General features: G+C 41.3%; 38 protein-coding genes and 1 pseudogene. 20 read left to right on the forward strand and 19 right to left on the reverse strand.

Annotated elements, in window-relative coordinates:
- Nucleotides 1-51 precede the first annotated feature (51 nt).
- The 5 genes from ftsB (at nt 52) to J6836_RS00450 (ending at nt 4,031) form a co-directional block, all read left to right on the forward strand.
- Nucleotides 52-348, forward strand: a complete 297-nt coding sequence (ftsB, locus tag J6836_RS00430) for a cell division protein FtsB (RefSeq protein WP_047757167.1) — start codon at nt 52-54, stop codon at nt 346-348.
- Nucleotides 349-407: 59 nt separating this feature from the next.
- A complete protein-coding gene (ispD, locus tag J6836_RS00435) occupies nt 408-1,130 on the forward strand; it encodes a 2-C-methyl-D-erythritol 4-phosphate cytidylyltransferase (protein WP_219245975.1) in 723 nt (240 codons plus the stop codon).
- 9 nt (nt 1,131-1,139) lie between these two features.
- A complete protein-coding gene (ispF, locus tag J6836_RS00440; protein ID WP_206086862.1) occupies nt 1,140-1,652 on the forward strand; it encodes a 2-C-methyl-D-erythritol 2,4-cyclodiphosphate synthase in 513 nt (170 codons plus the stop codon).
- Nucleotides 1,618-2,676 carry a tRNA pseudouridine(13) synthase TruD gene (gene truD, locus J6836_RS00445; protein WP_219245976.1) on the forward strand — a complete coding sequence of 353 codons (1,059 nt, stop codon included), beginning with the start codon at nt 1,618-1,620 and terminating at the stop codon, nt 2,674-2,676. The genes ispF and truD overlap by 35 nt, the downstream gene beginning before the upstream one ends.
- A gap of 164 nt (nt 2,677-2,840) precedes the next feature.
- Entirely contained in the window at nt 2,841-4,031 is a 1,191-nt protein-coding gene (locus J6836_RS00450) for a tyrosine-type recombinase/integrase (protein WP_219245977.1), read from the forward strand.
- Here the strand turns inward: J6836_RS00450 and J6836_RS23295 are convergent.
- The 19 genes and pseudogenes from J6836_RS23295 to J6836_RS00545 all read right to left on the reverse strand — a co-directional run bounded on the left by J6836_RS23295 (nt 4,018) and on the right by J6836_RS00545 (nt 12,093).
- Nucleotides 4,018-4,227 (reverse strand): helix-turn-helix transcriptional regulator, encoded by a 210-nt coding sequence (locus J6836_RS23295; RefSeq protein ID WP_442959462.1) that lies wholly within the window; start codon nt 4,225-4,227, stop codon nt 4,018-4,020. The two genes, J6836_RS00450 and J6836_RS23295, sit on opposite strands and share 14 nt — an antisense overlap.
- Nucleotides 4,190-4,417: a hypothetical protein gene (locus J6836_RS00460; RefSeq protein ID WP_123382441.1), complete on the reverse strand. Its 228-nt coding sequence runs from the start codon at nt 4,415-4,417 to the stop codon at nt 4,190-4,192. The genes J6836_RS23295 and J6836_RS00460 overlap by 38 nt, the downstream gene beginning before the upstream one ends.
- Before the next feature lie 7 nt (nt 4,418-4,424).
- Nucleotides 4,425-4,568 (reverse strand): annotated as a pseudogene (locus J6836_RS00465) (DNA N-6-adenine-methyltransferase); the annotation flags it as partial.
- A 10-nt stretch (nt 4,569-4,578) separates the two neighbouring features.
- Nucleotides 4,579-4,755 carry a hypothetical protein gene (locus J6836_RS00470; RefSeq protein ID WP_255586292.1) on the reverse strand — a complete coding sequence of 59 codons (177 nt, stop codon included), beginning with the start codon at nt 4,753-4,755 and terminating at the stop codon, nt 4,579-4,581.
- A 35-nt stretch (nt 4,756-4,790) separates the two neighbouring features.
- Complete coding sequence (locus J6836_RS00475; RefSeq protein WP_219245979.1) at nt 4,791-4,991, reverse strand: hypothetical protein; 201 nt, start codon at nt 4,989-4,991, stop codon at nt 4,791-4,793.
- A 346-nt stretch (nt 4,992-5,337) separates the two neighbouring features.
- Nucleotides 5,338-5,892, reverse strand: a complete 555-nt coding sequence (locus J6836_RS00480; RefSeq protein WP_052170000.1) for a hypothetical protein — start codon at nt 5,890-5,892, stop codon at nt 5,338-5,340.
- A gap of 12 nt (nt 5,893-5,904) precedes the next feature.
- Nucleotides 5,905-6,357, reverse strand: coding sequence for a single-stranded DNA-binding protein (locus tag J6836_RS00485; RefSeq protein ID WP_219245980.1), 453 nt, complete (start codon nt 6,355-6,357; stop codon nt 5,905-5,907).
- The gene (locus J6836_RS00490) at nt 6,350-6,910 is read right to left on the reverse strand and encodes a hypothetical protein (RefSeq protein WP_219245981.1); all 561 of its coding nucleotides are present in this window, start codon (nt 6,908-6,910) and stop codon (nt 6,350-6,352) included. Before J6836_RS00490 ends, J6836_RS00485 begins: the two co-directional genes overlap by 8 nt.
- Complete coding sequence (locus tag J6836_RS00495) at nt 6,910-7,734, reverse strand: PD-(D/E)XK nuclease-like domain-containing protein (protein ID WP_219245982.1); 825 nt, start codon at nt 7,732-7,734, stop codon at nt 6,910-6,912. The genes J6836_RS00490 and J6836_RS00495 overlap by 1 nt, the downstream gene beginning before the upstream one ends.
- Complete coding sequence (locus J6836_RS22880) at nt 7,731-7,898, reverse strand: hypothetical protein (RefSeq protein WP_219245983.1); 168 nt, start codon at nt 7,896-7,898, stop codon at nt 7,731-7,733. Before J6836_RS22880 ends, J6836_RS00495 begins: the two co-directional genes overlap by 4 nt.
- Nucleotides 7,899-7,907: 9 nt before the next feature.
- Entirely contained in the window at nt 7,908-8,084 is a 177-nt protein-coding gene (locus J6836_RS00505; protein WP_167363358.1) for a hypothetical protein, read from the reverse strand.
- A 203-nt stretch (nt 8,085-8,287) separates the two neighbouring features.
- Entirely contained in the window at nt 8,288-8,599 is a 312-nt protein-coding gene (locus tag J6836_RS00510) for a hypothetical protein (RefSeq protein WP_219245984.1), read from the reverse strand.
- Nucleotide 8,600: 1 nt separating this feature from the next.
- On the reverse strand, nt 8,601-8,816 hold the full coding sequence (locus J6836_RS00515) for a hypothetical protein (RefSeq protein ID WP_109911114.1): 216 nt from the start codon (nt 8,814-8,816) through the stop codon (nt 8,601-8,603).
- Nucleotides 8,817-8,849: 33 nt separating this feature from the next.
- Nucleotides 8,850-9,470 (reverse strand): Nmad5 family putative nucleotide modification protein, encoded by a 621-nt coding sequence (locus tag J6836_RS00520; protein WP_219245985.1) that lies wholly within the window; start codon nt 9,468-9,470, stop codon nt 8,850-8,852.
- 18 nt (nt 9,471-9,488) lie between these two features.
- Nucleotides 9,489-9,677 (reverse strand): hypothetical protein, encoded by a 189-nt coding sequence (locus J6836_RS00525; protein WP_063073722.1) that lies wholly within the window; start codon nt 9,675-9,677, stop codon nt 9,489-9,491.
- 31 nt (nt 9,678-9,708) lie between these two features.
- Nucleotides 9,709-10,434: a pentapeptide repeat-containing protein gene (locus J6836_RS00530; RefSeq protein ID WP_219245986.1), complete on the reverse strand. Its 726-nt coding sequence runs from the start codon at nt 10,432-10,434 to the stop codon at nt 9,709-9,711.
- 146 nt (nt 10,435-10,580) lie between these two features.
- Entirely contained in the window at nt 10,581-10,799 is a 219-nt protein-coding gene (locus tag J6836_RS00535; protein ID WP_219245987.1) for a hypothetical protein, read from the reverse strand.
- A 2-nt stretch (nt 10,800-10,801) separates the two neighbouring features.
- Entirely contained in the window at nt 10,802-11,008 is a 207-nt protein-coding gene (locus J6836_RS00540) for a hypothetical protein (RefSeq protein WP_219245988.1), read from the reverse strand.
- A 356-nt stretch (nt 11,009-11,364) separates the two neighbouring features.
- On the reverse strand, nt 11,365-12,093 hold the full coding sequence (locus J6836_RS00545; protein ID WP_219245989.1) for a LexA family transcriptional regulator: 729 nt from the start codon (nt 12,091-12,093) through the stop codon (nt 11,365-11,367).
- A gap of 117 nt (nt 12,094-12,210) precedes the next feature.
- On the opposite strand from J6836_RS00545, the gene J6836_RS00550 reads away from it, so the two are divergent.
- The 15 genes from J6836_RS00550 (at nt 12,211) to J6836_RS00615 (ending at nt 19,833) form a co-directional block, all read left to right on the forward strand.
- Nucleotides 12,211-12,441 (forward strand): transcriptional regulator, encoded by a 231-nt coding sequence (locus tag J6836_RS00550; RefSeq protein ID WP_219245990.1) that lies wholly within the window; start codon nt 12,211-12,213, stop codon nt 12,439-12,441.
- Nucleotides 12,442-12,548: 107 nt separating this feature from the next.
- The gene (locus tag J6836_RS00555; protein ID WP_219245991.1) at nt 12,549-12,869 is read left to right on the forward strand and encodes a hypothetical protein; all 321 of its coding nucleotides are present in this window, start codon (nt 12,549-12,551) and stop codon (nt 12,867-12,869) included.
- Complete coding sequence (locus J6836_RS00560) at nt 12,859-13,116, forward strand: hypothetical protein (RefSeq protein ID WP_210847031.1); 258 nt, start codon at nt 12,859-12,861, stop codon at nt 13,114-13,116. Before J6836_RS00555 ends, J6836_RS00560 begins: the two co-directional genes overlap by 11 nt.
- Nucleotides 13,117-13,195: 79 nt before the next feature.
- Entirely contained in the window at nt 13,196-13,909 is a 714-nt protein-coding gene (locus J6836_RS00565) for a GIY-YIG nuclease family protein (protein WP_219245992.1), read from the forward strand.
- Complete coding sequence (locus J6836_RS23015; RefSeq protein ID WP_219245993.1) at nt 13,887-14,672, forward strand: hypothetical protein; 786 nt, start codon at nt 13,887-13,889, stop codon at nt 14,670-14,672. Before J6836_RS00565 ends, J6836_RS23015 begins: the two co-directional genes overlap by 23 nt.
- A complete protein-coding gene (locus tag J6836_RS00575) occupies nt 14,672-15,400 on the forward strand; it encodes an ATP-binding protein (protein ID WP_219245994.1) in 729 nt (242 codons plus the stop codon). The genes J6836_RS23015 and J6836_RS00575 overlap by 1 nt, the downstream gene beginning before the upstream one ends.
- A 15-nt stretch (nt 15,401-15,415) precedes the next feature.
- Nucleotides 15,416-15,640, forward strand: coding sequence for a hypothetical protein (locus J6836_RS00580; protein WP_219245995.1), 225 nt, complete (start codon nt 15,416-15,418; stop codon nt 15,638-15,640).
- 459 nt (nt 15,641-16,099) lie between these two features.
- Nucleotides 16,100-16,327: a hypothetical protein gene (locus J6836_RS00585; protein ID WP_180312445.1), complete on the forward strand. Its 228-nt coding sequence runs from the start codon at nt 16,100-16,102 to the stop codon at nt 16,325-16,327.
- 93 nt (nt 16,328-16,420) lie between these two features.
- Nucleotides 16,421-16,678 carry a Lar family restriction alleviation protein gene (locus J6836_RS00590; RefSeq protein WP_219245996.1) on the forward strand — a complete coding sequence of 86 codons (258 nt, stop codon included), beginning with the start codon at nt 16,421-16,423 and terminating at the stop codon, nt 16,676-16,678.
- 49 nt (nt 16,679-16,727) lie between these two features.
- Complete coding sequence (locus tag J6836_RS23300) at nt 16,728-16,829, forward strand: hypothetical protein (RefSeq protein ID WP_442959463.1); 102 nt, start codon at nt 16,728-16,730, stop codon at nt 16,827-16,829.
- Nucleotides 16,830-16,838: 9 nt separating this feature from the next.
- Nucleotides 16,839-17,261, forward strand: coding sequence for a recombination protein NinB (locus J6836_RS00595; protein WP_036965318.1), 423 nt, complete (start codon nt 16,839-16,841; stop codon nt 17,259-17,261).
- Nucleotides 17,254-17,829 carry an NUMOD4 domain-containing protein gene (locus J6836_RS23020; RefSeq protein ID WP_255586293.1) on the forward strand — a complete coding sequence of 192 codons (576 nt, stop codon included), beginning with the start codon at nt 17,254-17,256 and terminating at the stop codon, nt 17,827-17,829. Before J6836_RS00595 ends, J6836_RS23020 begins: the two co-directional genes overlap by 8 nt.
- A 163-nt stretch (nt 17,830-17,992) precedes the next feature.
- On the forward strand, nt 17,993-18,364 hold the full coding sequence (locus tag J6836_RS00605; RefSeq protein ID WP_219245997.1) for a hypothetical protein: 372 nt from the start codon (nt 17,993-17,995) through the stop codon (nt 18,362-18,364).
- Nucleotides 18,357-18,983, forward strand: a complete 627-nt coding sequence (locus J6836_RS00610) for a recombination protein NinG (RefSeq protein ID WP_219245998.1) — start codon at nt 18,357-18,359, stop codon at nt 18,981-18,983. The genes J6836_RS00605 and J6836_RS00610 overlap by 8 nt, the downstream gene beginning before the upstream one ends.
- Before the next feature lie 211 nt (nt 18,984-19,194).
- Entirely contained in the window at nt 19,195-19,833 is a 639-nt protein-coding gene (locus J6836_RS00615) for a DUF1133 family protein (RefSeq protein ID WP_219245999.1), read from the forward strand.
- The last annotated feature ends 205 nt before the right edge of the window (nt 19,834-20,038 follow it).

Below are 20,038 nucleotides of genomic sequence, written 5' to 3' on the forward strand. Positions count from 1 at the left end.
GCGCGATTCGCTGAGTTATGGGATGATTAGCACATCATTTCAGGGGGCAAGATGGGTAAATTAACGCTACTATTAATCGCGATATTAGCATGGTTGCAGTATTCCTTATGGTTAGGCAAGAATGGCATACATGATTATGTCCAAGTCAAAGACGATGTTGCCGCGCAGGAAATTGTTAACTCGCGCTTAAAAATGCGTAATGAACAGCTATTTGCTGAAATTAATGACCTCAATGATGGTCAAGATGCAATTGAAGAGCGTGCGCGTAGTGAACTCGGTATGATTAAACCGGGTGAGTCTTTCTATCGCATGGTAAAAGAAAGTAGCAACCAGAAATCAGCTCAATAATATGAATCCTAAAATAGTGCGCCCATTTGCCTGATAATTTCTGATGTAAGAACCAAATAATGACAAATCCAAGTGTTGCCCCACAAATTGTTGCACTGATCCCAGCAGCAGGTATCGGCAGTCGTATGAATGCTGATTGCCCTAAGCAGTATTTACCCGTCGCGGGCAAAACGATTATCGAACATACCATTGATGCATTGTTAGCGAATAACACCGTTAATACGGTGGTTATCGCACTTAGCGCCGATGATGATTATTTTCAACAACTTGATATTGCTAAAGACCCTAGAGTGACCGTTGTCACTGGTGGAAAAGAGCGAGCCGATTCTGTTTTGGCAGGGCTTAACTACCTTAGCTCGCAACCTGATTATCATGATTGTTGGGTACTGGTGCATGATGCGGCGCGGCCTTGTCTCCACCAACACGATCTCAATAATATTATTCAACTAGCAACGGAACAAGGTTGCTGTGGTGGTATTCTTGCCGCCCCTGTGCGTGACACCATGAAACGTAGTGTAAAAACCTCTGTATTAATCGATCACACGGTTGAACGCGAGGCACTATGGCACGCATTAACACCCCAATTTTTTCCGTTGGAACTCTTACGGAACTGTCTAAGTAAAGCCTTGAAAGAGAACGCCGTGATTACCGATGAAGCTTCAGCACTGGAGTACTGCGGCTATCAACCTGTTCTCGTGGCAGGCCGAGCGGATAACTTAAAAGTGACGCAGCCTGAAGACCTCGCACTGGCGGAGTTTTATCTTTCAAGAATGAATAACTAAGGAAAAATAATGAGAATCGGACACGGTTTTGACGTACACAAGTTTGGTGGCGAAGGCCCTATCGTAATTGGCGGCGTGCGTATTCCCTACGAGCAAGGTTTACTGGCTCATTCAGATGGTGATGTCGTGTTACATGCGTTAACGGATGCGATTTTAGGTGCTGCGGCACTGGGGGATATCGGTAAATTATTCCCTGATACTGACCCTGCATTTAAAGGGGCGGATAGCCGTGTTTTATTAAGGGAAGCCTTTTGCCACGTGCGTGCTAAAGGTTATCGTATTGGTAATATCGATATCACCATTATGGCGCAAGCCCCGAAAATGCTGCCTCATATTCCCCAAATGCGCGTGAATATTGCAGAAGACTTAGAATGTCATATGGATGATGTGAATGCGAAAGCGACAACAACAGAGCAATTAGGTTTTGTCGGTCGTAAAGAAGGCATCGCGTGTGCCGCCGTTGTCCTTTTAGTGAAAGATAATAGTAATGAAAGCAATGAATGTTCAGTACCTGCATGGTAAACCTCTTTCTTCAGGAACATTAAAAAGTACTCCTGAAGATTTTATCGTGAAAGAAGACCTAGGCTTCGAGTTAGATGGCGAAGGCGAGCACGTGATGGTGCGTGTGGAAAAAACAGGCTGTAATACGCTGTTTGTGGCAGAGCAACTTGCCAAATTTGCCAAAATTTCAGCTCGTGTTGTGAGCTATGCTGGTTTAAAAGATAGACATGCGGTGACGGAACAGTGGTTTTGCTTGCAAATGCCAGGTAAAGACACGCCGGATTTCTCCGCGTGGCAATTAGATGGTTGCCGCGTGCTTGCCGTGACGCGACAAAAGCGTAAATTACGTATTGGTTCTCTGAAAGGAAATCAATTTGAAATCACATTGCGTGATATTTCAGATGCCAATGACGTTGAGCAACGCCTGCAAAAAATCGCCACTTCGGGTGTGCCAAATTATTTTGGTGAGCAGCGTTTTGGCCGTGATGGGCAGAATTTAACCCAAGCTTTGCGCTGGGCTAACCAAGAGATTCAAGTTCGTGAACGCAATAAGCGCAGTTTTTATCTATCAGCAGCACGTAGCGCCATGTTTAATCATGTGGCGAGCGAGCGAATTGCCCAAGGAACTATGCAGCAAGCGCTGTTAGGTGATGCTTTACAATTAACGGGGCGAGGCAGTTGGTTTGTGGCAACACAAGAAGAACTTCCATCATTGCAAAACCGTTTACACTCATCCGAGTTGAGCGTCACAGCACCTTTGCCCGGAGATGGTGAGTTAGGTACACAAGATGACGCGTTGGCATTCGAAACGGCATGTTTAACAGAATATCAAGCATTTATGCCACTGATGCAGCGCGAACGTGTTTCGCCAGCTCGTCGTGCAATTATTGCTAAACCGCAAAATTTTGCATGGCAATGGTTAGATGATTCAACGGTAAAATTGGCGTTCTTCTTGAATTCAGGTTGTTTTGCGACCAGCGTTGTACGAGAAATTATTAATCAAAATGGGCAGGATAATGTCGATGCTAAAGATTTTATTGAGTAATGACAATCTTTATCCATAGGCATCCATTGATTTCCGCGAAGTTTATTTAACTCAATGATAGATAGATTTAGTTTTCCATAGCTTTCCATATCTATCCATTGACATCCATGAAAAAACAGGACAACTTACAGGACAATTTAATCTTATCCTGAGGTTGTCCTGCCATGGCTCTTACTGATACAAAGATAAAATCCCTCAAACCAAAAGACAAAGCGTATAACGTAGCTGATAGTGATGGCCTGTATATTGAAGTTAGGCCAAGCGGTAGTAAATTCTGGCGTTATAGGTTTTGGCTTTCATCATCAAAAGATGGTCGTTACACCATCGGCGAATATCCGTTCGTGTCATTATCAGAAGCGAGAAAAGAAAGAGATTGGGCTAAAAGTATTGCTAGAAAAGGGCTTAATCCGACAACTGAAAAGAAAAACCAGCAACACCAGATTGAGCTTGAAAACAAAAATACATTTATGTTCATTGCTGAGGAGTGGATGGAAAAGAAATCCATAACTTGGAAAGCAGGAACAAAAAAGCAGGTTAGAGAATACTTGGAGAGAGATTGCTTCCCTGCATTTGGCCATAAGCCAATTAAAGAAGTTACCCCTAATGATATCCTGTTAGTAATGAAAAGCATGGAGAATAGAGGTTCTGCGTCAACAGCTTTAAAGGTTAGACAGTGGTGCTCATCTATTTTTTGCTATGCAGCTTCTACGCTCAGAGCAGAAAGTGATCCGGCTGCTTTATTAAAAGGTGCAATAATTACACCTAATACAACTCACTCTAAGAATATAAGCAATGATAACCTGAAGAAGTATTTTGATAATTTAAATAAAAGCAGGGTTTATCTGCAAACAAAATCCGCCTTGTATTTACTTCCGTTTTTATTTGTTCGTCAGGCTGAATTAAGAAATGCCACATGGGATGAGTTCGACCTAGATAATAATCTATGGGTGGTAAAAAAAGAACGAATGAAAATGGGAAGGCCGCACAGCGTGCCTTTGACTGATGGTATCACTAATGAATTCATTAAGCTGAAAGCGGCATTCGGTGAGAATATTAATGGCTTGGTATTTCCAAGTATTGTTAATAGCACAAAGTCACTTAGCTACACGACATTAAATAGAGCTATTACTTATCTTGGGTTTGGCTCTGGTGAATTGACGTGTCATGACTTCAGAGCGACAGCTTCGACACGTCTATATGAGGCAGGATTTAGAACTGAGGTGATAGAAAAGCAACTGGCGCACGCAGAACAGAATAGAACTATTGCTGCGTACAACCATGCTGAATATTTAGATGAAAGGCGGAAAATGATGGAGTTTTGGGAGTCTGAATTGCTGTCTATCATTGAGGGGTAAACTTAGTGTTAAGCCACTGAATAACTTGTTCGGCAGGCCATCTAGAGGATGAGCCGTTTTTAACTTGTCTTGGGAACCTGCCGTGTTTAATCTCCCTGTAGATATATGATTTTTTATATCCGGTTAGCTCTTCAACTCCACGCATATCTAAATATCTATTATCCATGTTTTTCTTCCTTATGTAACTTTTCAACATAAACACTCAACCATATATTTACGGTCGTTTTCTTTAATTGGTCTGGAGATAGCCAAGTGGTGAATTTATTTAGGTACTTGCTGAGAATTGATTTTCGTTTTACATCATTAAGCGGCTTGTTATTTTCTAATTCTTGCTTGCATTCCCTTGCAATAGCCCTGCGTCCATTCTCCATTTCCTGTGGTGTCATATGTCACCTATGCTATCTTCCATTCATTTAATATTTGATTGCCGATATTTATTAATTCGTCTCTATCGACAGTGCTAATTATCTTCCGTGGTTTAATGTACGGTCGCCATATTAAAAGCATTGAGCCTTTGTTATTTCCGTTAACTGGCTTGATTTATCCATCACTCCACCTTTTTTAATTCATCAATTCCTAATTTAGTTAATGTCCAGCCAATAGGAGCATGTAATTTGACTAAGCCTTTTTTCTCAAGAGATCTAATTGTTAATTTATTACTTAGCTGCCCAAGCCCTGATTTAACATTTTTTAATGTGCTAAATTGACGCTCTGTTAATTTCATATTCATTCCTCTTCATTGCATCCCTGCGAGTTAAATTAACCCAACTGAATAGCGCCTTCCTCTGGATATTCAGTGCAGTAAAAAATAGGCTTGGATTTATCGAAATAGTCTAAATTATGCTCATCATCTAGTGTATATTCCGCTTCGTCGTCAATGTCTAAACCGTGTGTGTCTATCTTTAATCCAGCAAAATCAGCCATAGCTATTATTTGCTTTGTTGTTAATGTAATAGTCATATCTATCTCCTGTTTGCATCCTTGCAAATATATCCTTTGGTTATTTGATACTTTTCTTAATTAGGTAAGAAAGAAAACGTAATGCTCTCTGATAGAATTCAGGTCTATCATCCCAAATGTTGTAGCCAGCATATCCAGTGTCGGATTCATACGGCTCAGGCGGGTACTTCTTGAATATTCGCGCTTTGGCTTCGGCTTTTATTGCAGCTTCCTTGCTGAAATATCGCCTATTCCTAGTTGGCGAGTAATAAACTTTCACCACCTCGGTAGTTACAGGCATGGTTATATCCTTTGGTTAAATCACATAAATAGCGTGGCGTGGGTAGGGGAGCCCGATAGGGGCGAATCACAAAGACTGGAAGAATGGCAATAATTCACCTTCTTCTATTTTGTAATCCGCCCATTTACTGGCTAGTGTTTCAGGTATTGAAATCATTGAGACGGCAGTTACAATTTCATTCGGCATCAGAAAAACATGCTCAGTTTCATTGTTATCATCAAGGGCGTATAGAACGAAGAAGTCAGCGGTGTCCTTTTGTTTGTTTATGCAATAACCCCATCTTGGGGCTGCATTTTTAATGCCTTTCCCTTGCTGTTTTCGCCTTATTCTTGACGTTTTAACATCTATCGTTATATTTCCAATGGTGAAATCAATATCTGCTTGATACTTCAAGTCATTATTATCTATGGCTATTGGAACTGCCTTCTTAAACTTTTGCTCACCAATAACCGCTATTCTATCTGTAACTGACCCATATCTAGCTTTATCACCAGTTACTGGATAATCCGCCTTCCTTAGCGTGCTATATACCGATTGCCACGGTATACCTAGCTCCATGCCAACTAACTTAAGGTTTTTATGCCGAGAGTAACTTTCTATACATAATTGCGTATTATCCATGCTTGATTCCTTCTAGAACGGGATCATATCGTCATCGAAATCCATTGGTGGCTCATTCTGCGGCGCTTGTTGCTGTGGCTGCTGAGGTTGTCGCGCTGGCTGTTGGCTTCCTGCCTGATTGCTGTTGCTTTCTTTTCTATTGCCTAGAATTTGGATTTCTTTGGTTTTAAAAATAGTAGAACTGCGCTTTTGTCCTGTTTGCTTATCTTCCCACTCCTTGACTTCAACTTTGGCAGTGATACGCACCTGAGTTCCTTTCTGTGCGTTTCTATCCATGTATTCCGCTGAACCTCCCCAAGCTTCACAGCGAACCCAAGTGGTTTTATCAATCCACTGCCCGCTGTCATCTTTTCGCGATTCTCCAATAGCTACTGAAAACTGCATTATTGCTGAACCATTAGGAATGTAGCGCAATTCCAACCCGCCAATCCTGCCAGTAAAGTTGCATTGGTTCATATCAGACATTAGCTTTCTCCATGTCAGATTTTGTACTTTGATAAACTATTTCTAGTTTTTCTAAGTTTTCGGTATCACCAGAGAATTTGTTTTTAAGCCAGTTATATGATCTATCTAATTGCTCTGGCGTCATTTCACCCGCCTTACCAGTAAAGTCAGATAGCAAATCAAAATTGGTCATTAACTTTTTAACTCTGTGCTCGGCTCGCTTGCCGCGTGAGACTGAGAGCATGAATGAAAGGTCGCTTTCTATATGGCTCATTGCGTGAATTTTGATACCACCAACTGCAACGCCACCGAATTTAACGGTTGGGTCTCCAATTAATGTTATTGATCTTCCAACCCACGAATGACCGTCGCTACTCCAAGCTCCAATTAACACTCTTCGCATTGATTTTGATGGCTTATATGGGCGACCGTCATAACCAACGAGGTCAATAAATACCGGCTGGTCTTTAGAGCCTTCTCTTACTGATTTGATAGTTGCTGTTATTGGGGTAGATTGAACATCTTCAAAGTTAAGCTGATCTGATTTTGGAATAATTGTGCGTGATAAGTCCATTAGAGATACACCTCATCGTCTAAATATTCATCATCGAATAAGTAATTAGGAACATTGATTTCACTCGGCGGCAGAACTATTCCTTCAGTTCGTAGTGATTCATCATCAATGCATTCTTTAATTTTGCGTAATGCTTCGTGCATGTGCTTATAACCAAGTTCCAGCGATTCCGTGCCGATGTAATACATGCAGTTGGTATAAGGTGGTTTATTTTGAAGTGCAAAGAAGCAAAACTGGTCTAACTCAATCCCTGTAGTTAGCCTTAAAACGTACAGATAAAAGGCGGCTTGAATATGGTAGTGATATTTACCGAATGCCTGACTAAAACCTCGCTCAGTTGCATCCATGCAACTTTTGACATCAAGCGGGTAAGGGTGGGAGTCTGATAATCTATCGAACCGACATTTAAGTCTTAACCCAGTAACCGGACAGGTGGCAAACATCGATACTTCTGATTTTCCATTTGCCGCCATGTAATCCATAAAGTCGGTATTCATCCTTGCCGACTCAATCATCCGTGTGATTGTTTCTACTTCGCCATTTATTAGAATATTGTCAGCATTGTAGGTTCTCGCTAATTCCTTATATTCCTTGGATGAGCGAGTTTTTATCTCTGGTTCAAGTATGAAATCCCTTTCAAATACTTCAGGCTCCAGTAATGCTGCATGAATTGCCGTTCCAATCTGTGCCGATTTACTTCCTTTAAATGGGTTAAAATACAGATTTGCAGGGCTAACACTAATGGCTTTAACTGACGTTGAACCTATCGCATCATCCTTGTGATAGTCTTCATTACTCAGCCCGTAAATAATTCCTTCTTTCATTGAATTAGCCTTTCTTTCAATACATCCTGTATTTTATTGAATATCCGTTCCTTGGTTGATTCTGATAATTGTCGAAGTTCCTCTCCGTCAATTTCGTTGTAAATATCAATAGCCATTTCTCCAATCTCAAAGTTGGGGTCATGGCCTTTGAGTTGAATATTCATGCTGCGCCCTTACGTGAATGCTTTTGCTCCACGGTTATTAATTTCATGCTGAATGAGATTTGTACGCTCCATCGATGCTTTCATTTTCCACTGGAAAACTAAGTCGTCGATTTGCTCATTTGTCATTTCAGACTCACGTAGTAGGGTGAATATCTGCTGTTTTGCGTGTTTCTGCTTTGCGTTCATGCTGTACTCCGTATGCTGTTTTTAATGTTTCGTTTGCTTCGCTCCATCCGTTCTCATCCTTGAGATAAAGAGCACGCCATGCTTGCTGTTGAGCTAAACAAAGTTTGTACTTATCAATATTCATGCTTACCTCTGGATGTGCGAAACTCTCACATATCGATTGATAGCGATTGTTATTTAGGCTCTGGTGTTGGTGCGGAGGGTTACTGCTGACCGAGGGCTTTTGCGATTGCTAAGCGTGTCTTTTCCATTGATGACTCGTAAATGTCATTCCAACCTTGCTTGCGCCCATTCCGTTGCATTTCAATCAAAGCCTCTAATAACTCTGGTGCTGCTGCGATTAGATGAGCGTTGGCTAGTGATTGTTCATATCCAACAACTGTTGAATCAAGTAAATACATATATTCACAACTATCTATCTCCATAGTTTGGATGCCAAAATACTTATCATCCCATTTTCCGTTGATGTCGCGCTCTTCAATAAGCCACGGCGCTGGCGTGTGCTTAAACTCCATATCACCCCCTAGCCTTTAACATTGCATCTGCCATGCGGTAGTAGAATTTCGACATATCCGCCAGTTGCTCGTCAGTAAGATGGTGACCATAAATACCAACATCATTACTTTGAGCAGCAAAATCACCCTGCATAACCTTAGCGGCAAAATAATCCCTAATAGTCGCATCACTCGCCATTTCTACGCGAATTGATGCATATTCGTATTGTTCTGTCATACTCCCTCCGTTATTAACTAAACACGATGCTAGTTAAGCTGCTTTTTCAGTTGGTAATCCGATAATTTCATTTAGCTTTTCAACTTTCAGTGCGGGTAATTGAACTGATGCTTTTTCAACATCTTTCGGTAATAGCTCTTTAGCTTCAGGCCAGATGGTTAATAGGCGCTTAACGGTAGTTACTGAGTTTAAAGCTGCTGTTACATTTGCTTTAACATCTTTAACTTTATTGGTGATATTTCGTTTTTCATCCTCAAACTCTGAGAACTTAATGCTTAATGGGTGATCGGCTGCAAACAGGCACTTAGAATCACATGGAGTGAGTAGGTAAGTCTTATCTCCATTTTCTTTTTTACCGTACTTCAACCAAAGTCGCATTCCACCAAACGACGCGTAAAGTCTGTGTCTTAGTACGTAATGAACACCAATGTCTTCATTTACTGATTGGCGAAGTTTTTCTGTAAGCTCAACAGCCTTGCTATATAGCCCATCCATTTCTTTGGCTTTACTTTCGCCGCCGAGCGCTTCAATGCGAACCTCTAAAGCTAACTTGTTATATTTCAGGTCTAACTCTTTTTCCTGCTGTAAAAGACCTGATTTCTCTAATGCGTTTTGCGTGATAACTTCTTTCAAGCTATTTGTTAAACGTGTCATATCTCTATCTCCTATCTATTAATCACCAAGCCATTCAAGGTATTGCATCTCTTGAATAACTTGCTCGTCTGTTGGCTCTCTGTTCTCTTTATTGCATTCCTTGCAATTGGTTGCCGCTACTGGTTGCCCCATGCAGCCACATTCACGACCAGAGCAACAGGTAATAAACTCAATGCCATCTTGGCAATATTTATTGCTACATTTCATTGCAGCTCCTATCTATTAATCAACTCACCAATCACTCTTCTTCACTATATAGTGCATTTAACCACTCAGGACGCTTGCCTTTACCTAGATAAAAATCTGCGATATCCAACAGGCGGGGGTAGAATTTAAGAGCGGTCTTACCGTCCATTTCAGTTATTTCACGTTTAGTGAATTTGCGCCAATCATCAATAGTGTGATTTTGGCAACCAGCACGAAGATATTCACCGTTTGTGATAGTGATAGGGTATTTTTCGCCCATGATTACGTAGGTGTGATCTGGCAGTTCAGCGCCTCTCAGGTTAGCGCCTATCAGGTTAGCGCCTCTCAGGTTAGCGCCTATCAGGTTAGCGCCTATCAGGTTAGCGTCTATCAGGTTAGCGCCTATCAGGTTAGCGTCTCTCAGGTTAGCGCCTATCAGGTTAGCGCCTATCAGGTTAGCGTCTCTCAGGTTAGCGCCTATCAGGTTAGCGTCTCTCAGGTTAGCGCCTCTCAGGTCAGCGTCTCTCAGGTTAGCGCCTATCAGGTTAGCGCCTATCAGGTTAGCGTCTATCAGGTTAGCGTCTCTCAGGTTAGCGCCTCTCAGGTCAGCGTCTCTCAGGTTAGCGCCTATCAGGTCAGCGTCTCTCAGGTTAGCGCCTATCAGGTTAGCGTCTATCAGGTTAGCGCCTATCAGGTTAGCCTTAGACCCGCTTTCGCCAAAGGACTCTACATACACTTTGTGCTCATCAAGAATCTTTCTTAATTCATCGGTATTCATGTTTATTTTCCTATATTTAGGTAATAAAAAAGACCTGCGATAGGTCTTGTGATTTGTTCGTTAATCAACTCACCACAGCCCACCTTGATGGACTGTAATTAGTTAACTAAAGCATCCATTTCTTCCTCAACCTATTGGCTGCATCGCTATCCATAATCGCTCCAGTGCCTTTCAATAGGTGCTTGACCAACGCCCACATTGACCTCTGTTTCTAATTCAATGAAGGCGTCTTTTACAAACTTTGCTAGCTCAATACTTGCGCCATCATTTAGGTTAAATGCCTGAGCTCTCTCAAGCTTCAACATTTCAGCAAGCGTTTCTCTTGCTATCTGCTTCGATTCTTTCGATAAATCATGAAAACTCATATCTATCCCCTTGCTGTGACTGAACTGTCACTCATAATCGGCTTGCGTAGCCGTGGTTGTTTGCGTGTGTCTGGTGCTGATTTGAGCTTCTTCAACTCAACTATTATCTGCGCCATAACATCGAATGAATTAACCTTCCGTGACTCTTCTTTGCGCTGTTCCATGCGCTCCTCTTTCCTGCGTAATTTATAACGCTGTCTTGAGTTCATAATAAAATCCTCAGTTAGTTAACTTTGGTGATTGGTGGTAGCGCACTCATCTACCATTCACGCTTAGCGGAGCGATGACCAATCCCAAAGCTAACTTCACTTTGGCCTCCCGTTTTCAAGGAGGAAGCTAAATTATTAAAGAGCATAAGGCGTATATTTCATGTTGCTTGCCTTCGATGGAGTTAAATTTATCTCAATGATAAATTTTGGTCAATAGCAATTTGATAAATAATTTATCATTCTGGTGGGTTGTGGATTTATCATATTGATTATTTTAATAATATTTTGATAAATTATTTTTTGCAGAAACGAAAAAACCCGCACTAGGCGGGTTAATGTATTGATGATTGTTTATTTTAACCTAGGCGGGTGTAATTCATTTCCCATTTACCAACGACAAATCCTTCAATTCTCAGTTGGCTTTCATTCTCTTCGTTTATTTCCCAAGTTTGATAAATTTTATTGTCGCTAATTACAGCTAGCTTATTCCCTAGTAGTTGTAGTCTTTTGATATGTGATCCGTCCATAAAGGTAAACGCATAGATACCATCACTGATAAAACGGTTCACGGTTTTATCTACTATAACCAATGTGCCGGGGTCAATAGTCCCTAGCATGCTATCCCCAACAGCAGTAACTATACCTAGAGATGAGGCTTTTCTGTTTCCAAACATGCGCTTAGCTTCATCAGGATTCAATTCTACAGCTCTTATAACCTCAGGGTAATCATTGTTCAAACTACCTCCTCCGCAGCTATATTCCAAATCATACTGCTCAATCCTGTATGTTTGTACAGTATTATCATTAGATATATTTTGCAATATAAAACTACTTGGCGAGGTGTTTTTATCATCTTTTTCTATTTGGATTCTATCCAGCCACCCTGTAGGAAGAGATAAGAGAGTTTCAATTTTTCTAGCAATGGCGTCACCGATATTTCTTACAGCCCTGTCACTGGTTATCTGGCTTAGTTGTGATGCTGGCATGTCCAGCTTGTCAGCAAACTGCGCTTTAGTGTGACCTGAAGATATATATTCATTCATCAGGGCGCGCAGGTTGGCGCGTCTTATGTCTTTATTTTCCATATCACCATACTTGCATTTTTTATCTAAATGATAAATGCTCAAAATGATAAATAATTATTGATAAATATTTATCATCAAGATAAACTTTGATTAATTTTAACGGCAAAGGTAAATGCAATGAGCAATGAATTACTCCGATGGAGAAAAGAAGCCAGTCAAGATGACTGGAAGCTCCTTGCTCAGCTAGCAGGGACGAGCGTTGGATATCTTAATCTTATCGCCTACGGAAACCGTCGAGCGTCCCCTAGAAAAGCTGAGGATATCGAGGAAGCAACAAAGCACTTTAAGTACGAAACAGTAAAAAAAGAAGCTCTAGTTTTCGCTCAATTAAAAACTAGTGCAGCTTAAAAAGTAATCGCTCTTTAACATCTTATCCGCTCTCCTTGCAAACGGGAGAAAACTTAACTCACAGGGTCGTGAGCAACGGACTAACTACGTCAAAAGGAATTTAACAAATGGACTACGCAAACACACGCAAATCGTTTAATCGGTTTGTATGCAATCACTTGGTAGCAACCGCTCATCAAGTTATCAGAACAACATCTCAAACAGTCATTGCTAAATCACTAGGCGTACATGACTCAACTATCACTCGTAGAACTGAAAAGATACCTGAGCTATGCGAAACATTAGCAGCGGCAGGTGTAACTGATTTTGTTTTACCGGGTGAAAAGAAAATTAGCGAAGAAGAATATCGGTTTTTGTGGAAGCAAATGGCCGAATTTTCGCTATGGAAAACAGGTTCATTACAGGAGGTAAATATCAATGAGTCCTGATGAATTTATCCGCAGCAACATCATTAAAAAACTCACTGATTCAGGTTATCAGGGGGGGGCTTTGGAATTAGCCGCAGATGAGGGCTTATCTCATTTCAGAAGATGCTCTCAGGCCAGTAAACGTGGCGCAATGTTTGATGATTGCTATCACGTAGCTAAAACATGGATAGATAAATATGGCGACAAGAAGCCAACAGGAAGTAAGCGAAGAGCGAAACCAGCAAGTAAACAGGTTTCAATGTTCTAAAAAACGAAAGCCTAGGAGGCGGCAACCAACTAGGCGGTCAAAGAATTAATTTAAGAATCATTCACGGGAGTAATTATACATGGAAGATGATTTTTTAACAACGAACCAAACAATGCGTTACTCATACCCATACATAGCAAACGAAGAGGTGATCACTCAAGGTAAATTACCGAGTGATTTCACTGTTGGCGGTTGGGTGTATGTCATGAGTAATCCAAGCATGCCAGACATATATAAAATCGGAATGACGACATCAACCCCTGAGAAAAGAGCTAAAGAGCTTTACTCAAGCTCAGGGGTGCCAACACCTTTTAAGGTTGAAACTGCATATTACTCTCACAACCCAAGGGATGATGAGAGCGTTATCCATAATACGCTTTCTGATTTTAGAGTTAATGAGTCCAGAGAGTTTTTTAATGCTCCACTAGAAAAGATTAAATGGGCCTGTAATGACGCAGGCCTTGACTGTCGAGATAGTGATTTAGCAGAAATTGCGATGCTAACAAATGTCATCTGCACTGATACATCTAAACGTTTAGACATTGAAGATATCTTTGAGCAAGAAGGTCTCTATTTCTTTGGTGACAAAAATGCAATCGCTGAAATACTCCTAAGAATATCTGCTCGATTAATGCTAAGAGCCAAAGGTTTTTCATTTTATATAAATGAAGGAGAAATTAGCCTTATTGAACAGGCAGATGAACAGTATTTCAGGAGCGTAGAAAACAGACCTCAGCGTGAGATACCAGATTTTATTAAGGAGTTAATTAATGGCCAGAGCACGAAATATTAAGCCGGGCTTTTTTACTAATGATGATTTAGCAGAGTGCGAACCATTGGCTCGTATTCTTTTTGTAGGCTTATGGACAGTTGCCGATCGAGAAGGTCGGCTGGAAGATAAACCACGCAAAATTAAAGCTATGGTTTTGCCATATGACGAAGCTGATTGTGACAAATTACTCGCTCAATTACATGGCAAAAACTTTATCACTAGATATGTAGTAGATGGAAATGAGTTTATCCAGATTAATAACTGGAAGAAACACCAGAACCCACACATGAAAGAAGCGGCTAGTGAAATACCAGAACAAGACACGCAACCTGTTGATATTAAAGGAGCACCAGAAAAGCATCATACAAGTACAGTGCAAGAACAAGAAGAGAATCAAACTATCCCTGCTGATTCCCTTAACCCGATTCCTGATTCCCTTAACCCTATAAACACCCAAGCCGAAAACACGGCTTGTCCTGATGGGTCTGAAAATAAATCAGCAAGTGTTCACCAGATGTCTAGCAAGTACGCATTCGAAGGTGAGGTGATCCGATTAAACAAAAAAGATTTTACTGAGTGGCAAAGTCTGTATTCAAACATCGACCTCGAACACGAGTTGAGACGACTGGATATTGAGTTTAGAGCCGATAAGCCCAAAAACTGGTTTATCACTGCTAGTCAGAAATTGAATTACCAGAACAAGAATACTAAGCCAGCTTGGACACCATCTAAGCGAGTAATGCCGCCTAGTCGAACCCAAGAATTCATACCGGAGAACTTCTGATGAGCACAGGAATGCAAGCGCTGGCTCGGTTTAGAAAACTGATGCCGGAACACATCAAGCCAAAGTTTGAAACGCCTGAAGAACTCATGGCATGGCAACGAGAGCAGGGCGAAATTGATTCAAAGCGGATCACCGATGCAAATCGTGTTACTCGACTGAATAAAATAATGGGTCGTTCTGGAATTAACCCGCTTCACCTCGATTGCACATTCGATAACTACCAAGTCACTACATCTGAGCAGCAAACCGCATTACGCAAAGCCAAAAATTACGCTGAGAACTTTGGCAAAAACTTTGGCGGATTTATCTTTAGCGGCAATGCAGGAACCGGAAAGAATCACTTAGCAGCAGCAATCGGAAATCACCTCATACAGCACGGTAAGAGTATCCTAATCGCTACATTGCCAGACCTGATGATGCGAGTACGAGAAACCTACCAGAAGGACGCCAAGACATCAGAATCGAAACTAATCGATGACCTGTGCGAAGTTGATTTACTGGTGCTTGATGACGTTGGTGTACAGCGTGGAAACCTCAACGAGGATTTAATTATCTTCCAAGTTGTAGACCGTCGACTAGCAAACAAAAAGCCAGTTGGGGTGCTAACTAACCTAGCATTCGCAGAGCTTTCAAAAGTTCTCGGTGAGCGAGTTATTGACCGTTTAAGAATGGGTAGCCCGACAACGATTAATTTCGGATGGGAAAGTTACCGCAGCCAAGTTAAGTAACCAAAGGAATTGAAAATGATTAAACACAGAATTGGTAAGCCATACGTTAGACGCCTAAAGCAAAGTGATACTCCAGCCACGACACAAGCAAAATCAGCGATAGATTACCTAAACCATCCCGATAATCACTTGAAAGATGCCAAGGCATATGCGGTTTGCCTGCGCGGTTTGTCAGAGGTGTTCCAAGTTTCCTTATCAAAAAGGCAACTCATTAAACTCATGAACGCGGCTATTTTGTAAGCCTAACACACCAAATCATAAGGACTTCTAGATGAGCATATTATTTCACAAGGATTACCCATATTCAGATTTAGATAACTGCTACAAAAATTATGAGTTGCTAATTGACAGCCAGCAATGGGTAAACCATCCACTGGTAGACACCGCAGAACACCCAATCAAAAGAAAAGCAACGCGATTGATTAGGCAAATGAACAGGTGTTTTCCAAGAGGAAAAGCATACATGCGAGTTAGTAAGCGTGAGTTTATGGCGGGCAATTAAGCGAGGTGTTGAGTGATGAAAGGAACAACGTTAACGGAGCTGAACTGGGCTTACACGGACGAGGCAACCAGAAGAAAGTGTAAGTACATCAGGCAAACGAAAGATTATAACCGACACTTTTTCAAGCCTTATCGCTGCATGAGAGTAGCTAAAAAGTTGTTTAGGCTGGAACTTAATAAGTTAATTGGAGGCATCTAATGCAGGGAACTAATTGGGTTAATACAAACATGGCATTACCAGATGATAGCGAGCCAGTTTTGCTTATCAGTGACGGTGAAGTTTTAGCTGGTGTTTACAGGCTTGAATGGAACTCTGTAGAAGGCGAAATGCAATGGTTTCTTGATGATGCGGTGCTGCCGCTACCAATTCCTGACGCTGATTACTGGATGTATTTACGCGATTTACCAATGCCAGAGGGTGAATGATGGACGAGCGGGAATTAAAACTAGAAGCCGTAGCAATTTGGCAAGAGCTAATTTTACAAGCTAAGCAAAAATACCAATGGTGGGAGTTATAGCATGAACGAACTCAAGAAATGCCCGTTTTGCGGCAGTGAAGCTGAATTAATAGATAACCGTCTAGGATGGTACGTTCAGTGTAAAAATGATGATTGTAGTTGTACTGTGATTGGTGAGAGAGTGCCTGAGCTGCAATCCGAGGCAGAATCAGACGCTATTGATTGGGATTCGGTAAGGCAAACAGCAATCGCAGCATGGAACAGGAGAGCTAACAGTGATTTACGACCTGAAGTTACCGAACTGGGCAACGCTAAGTAATTGTCCGTTTTGTAATGCAAAGGCAGAGCTAGTAGCAGATGGGGAGGGTGTGTATGCAGGATGCTCTGGTAGTGAATGCAGAATAAAGCCTATCACTCTAACTTACGCTACGAAACGCGATGCTATAAGGGCGTGGAATTGGAGACCATAGGAGGTTAACTTGGAAGCAGATTTCCTCTTCCACGAATCAACCAAAACCGCAGCATGGCAACACCTCAAAGAAGTTCTAGCAACAAACCAACCACACCGAATCATTATCAAGCCATGGAAGTCCACACGCTCACTATCTCAGAATGCGCTCATGTGGATGTGGAATGATGACATATCTAAAGCAGTAAATGAAATTTCTACTGAACATTTAAGCAAGGATGAGATGCACGAGTATCTCAAGGAGCTTTTTTGTCCTGTAAAAACAATATCTGTAATGGGTGTGGAGCGGCGAGTTAAGTCAACAAAGCTATTAACTACTGATGAGATGACTTTTTATCTAAGGCGAGTAGAGGTGTGGTGTGTTGATCGTGGAATAAAAACAAGAATTCCTGAAAATTCGGAGTATCACAAAAGGAGGCTAGATAATGAGTGAAAGTGAAATTTGGAGAGATGTGCCAAGTCTCGAGAAAAAGTATCAAGTCAGTAGCTTGGGACGAGTGAGAAGCAAAGACATGGATGTAAGAACATGCGGTAGAAATAGAAATTTCACTTACAGAAAAGTGAGAGGGCGATTGTTAGGTCTTTGTAAAAGTGGGGAATACGACAGGCTCGCTGGAGCAAAAGGCGAACACTTATTGGTGCATAGACTAGTTGCGTTGGCATTCATACCAAATCCTGAAAACCTTCCAGTAGTAAACCACATCGATGGTAACAAGAAGAATAATCGCGTTGAAAATCTTGAATGGTGTACCTATGAGGATAATAACAAACATGCATGGAGAACTGGGTTATGTGATAAGCAAAAAACGCCTGTCTTATCAATTTCAAGAGAAGGATTTGGGCACTGGTATCCATCCATACAATCAACAAGATTTTATGGCTGCAACCCATCGTTAGTACATAACACAATTACAGGAAGGCAGAAGTCTCATAGAGGCATGGCGTGGTGTTATGCAAATAATTCGGAATACATAAAACTCAAGGAGCAGCAAGAGAGATGAATATCATATCAAAAATGGCAATCGCTATGGCATCACTAGCATCACAGAGCGCCTTATGGGCTATCAATCGTAATAGCTATTGGTACAGCTACCCCACATCAACTAAGCGCATCACAGGTCACGCAAAGATAAACAGAGCAGCCAAGAAGCGGAGGGCGAGAAAGTGAGTTTTGCAAAATCAGAAAGGGATTATCCAGAAGGCAAATATATCCACACTGAATGCAAATGGTGCGGACATAGTTTCATTGGGCAGAAATGGCAAAACGTTTGCAAGAAATGCGACGACCATCTACAAAAGGCAGGTGCGTTTATCAAGCCTGAAGAAGAGATATATCTTCAATCCACTGAACAGAGGCTAATAAAGGCATTACGCGAAAACATTCATAAATTTGATATTGATGATGACGGTAAAATCATCATGAAAGCTCAACCAAAGAAATCAAGGGTAACACTCGGAGCCAAGTTATTTATGGTTGCCATATTTGCTTGTCTATTTGCATCTGCATGGATATTTAAGGCGGCGATATATGGCTAAGGCTAAAAAGCCGAAGCTAAAAACCTGTAAAGAATGCGATAAAGAATTTACTCCCTACCTATCAACTCAAAAAGTCTGCTCTACATCCTGCGCAATACTATTTGCATCAAAAGAGGCTAATAAGCTTGCAGAGAAAGAACGCAAGAAGAAAGAGTCTATTGATCGCAAGAATCTACTCGCAAGAAAAGAGAAACTGAAATCTCAATCTGATTGGCTTAAAGAGGCTCAGGCAGCTTTCAATAAGTACATAAGGGCAAGAGATAACGGAAAGCTCTGCATTAGCTGTGGGTGCAGATTAATAGGCTCTGATGGATATCTAACAGGTAGTGCGATAGATGCTAGTCATTACAGGTCAAGAGGCGCGGCATCACATCTAAGTTTTAACGTTTATAACGTCCATTCATCATGCACAAGGTGCAATCGTCACTTAAGCGGCAATGCTGTTGATTATCGGATCCGATTAATAAAGCGGATAGGGATAGAAAAAGTAGAAGCCCTTGAGTCAGATAATAAACCAAGAACATTCACTATCGAATACCTAAAAAGGGTCAAGCGCATATTTGCGAAGCGTGCCCGTTGGTATGAGAAAAGGCGAAAGCAATTCATGGAGGCAGCTTAATGTTCACTGACATAGTAGCAGCAATTGAAGAGTGCAGGTTTCGTGCTGAAACTGAAAAAACTGGTAATAATTCGAAGCGCTATCTTTCTGTCATTCAGCTTAACAATGGAATTATGCGAATAACGGAGACATGCGCAGCTAAGAGGCTGGGTAATAGGATCATGTATTCGGTAGGAAAAGACCGCTATCACACAGTATTGCCGGAGGTAAGATGAGAGAGCGTAATCCTGATATTTATCTTCAACTGGCAAAGTCGCCAAGGAAGTCATATTTAGGCAAAGCAAGGCGATTAACTCCACCACAAGAAAGATGGACGAGGGCGATCATATCTATATGGGCTGACGAAATGAAAGGCGGTGATTATCTTGGTTATGGTGGCGGCGGTGATGGTATCTGGCGTTTCATCACTGGATGGTCTGGTGAAAACATAGAGCGATTCACCAAGGTATTCGACCAGTTAAGCAAAGAAGGCTACACAGGACAGGAACTTGAAGAAAAAGCCAGATCAATATTATTTCCTAAACAATCTCTCAGCGACATGTTTCAGCGCGCCAACGATGTAGATGAAGCTGATTTTGTAGAGAAAGCAATATTGAAAGCGTTCGACAAGTCCAATCCTATTTATGCTGTCGCCACTGATTACTATCTTGGCAGAAATACTCTGCAAACTCTCGCAAATTATATGCAGGAACAAATAGCACCTTGGCTGACTATCAAACAATGCATTGACCGTGTACGTTGGTGTATTAGTTTATTTAATGCGAAGTTGTATATGGTCATGCAAGATGAAATAGCGAGAGAGCGCTCACAGTATGGAGTTGAAATGAAAAATATTTCGGAAATTACTTGAAATTAAGTTATGAATCTGTATATTTAGTGTATGCTCGCTCATGAAAGCAAAGAGCACAGAAGCCTGATAGAGATATCGGGCTTTTTTATTGCCAAAATTCCAACCTGTAAGTAATCCTTACAAGTTCAACTCTCCGGAAATTCCGGATAGTTCACATTCAAGAGGTCGCCTAGTGCGGCCTTTTTTGTTTCTACCATTTTGTTAA

The organism is Providencia sp. R33 (assembly GCF_019343475.1).
In the GTDB taxonomy this organism is placed as follows: Bacteria; Pseudomonadota; Gammaproteobacteria; order Enterobacterales; family Enterobacteriaceae; genus Providencia.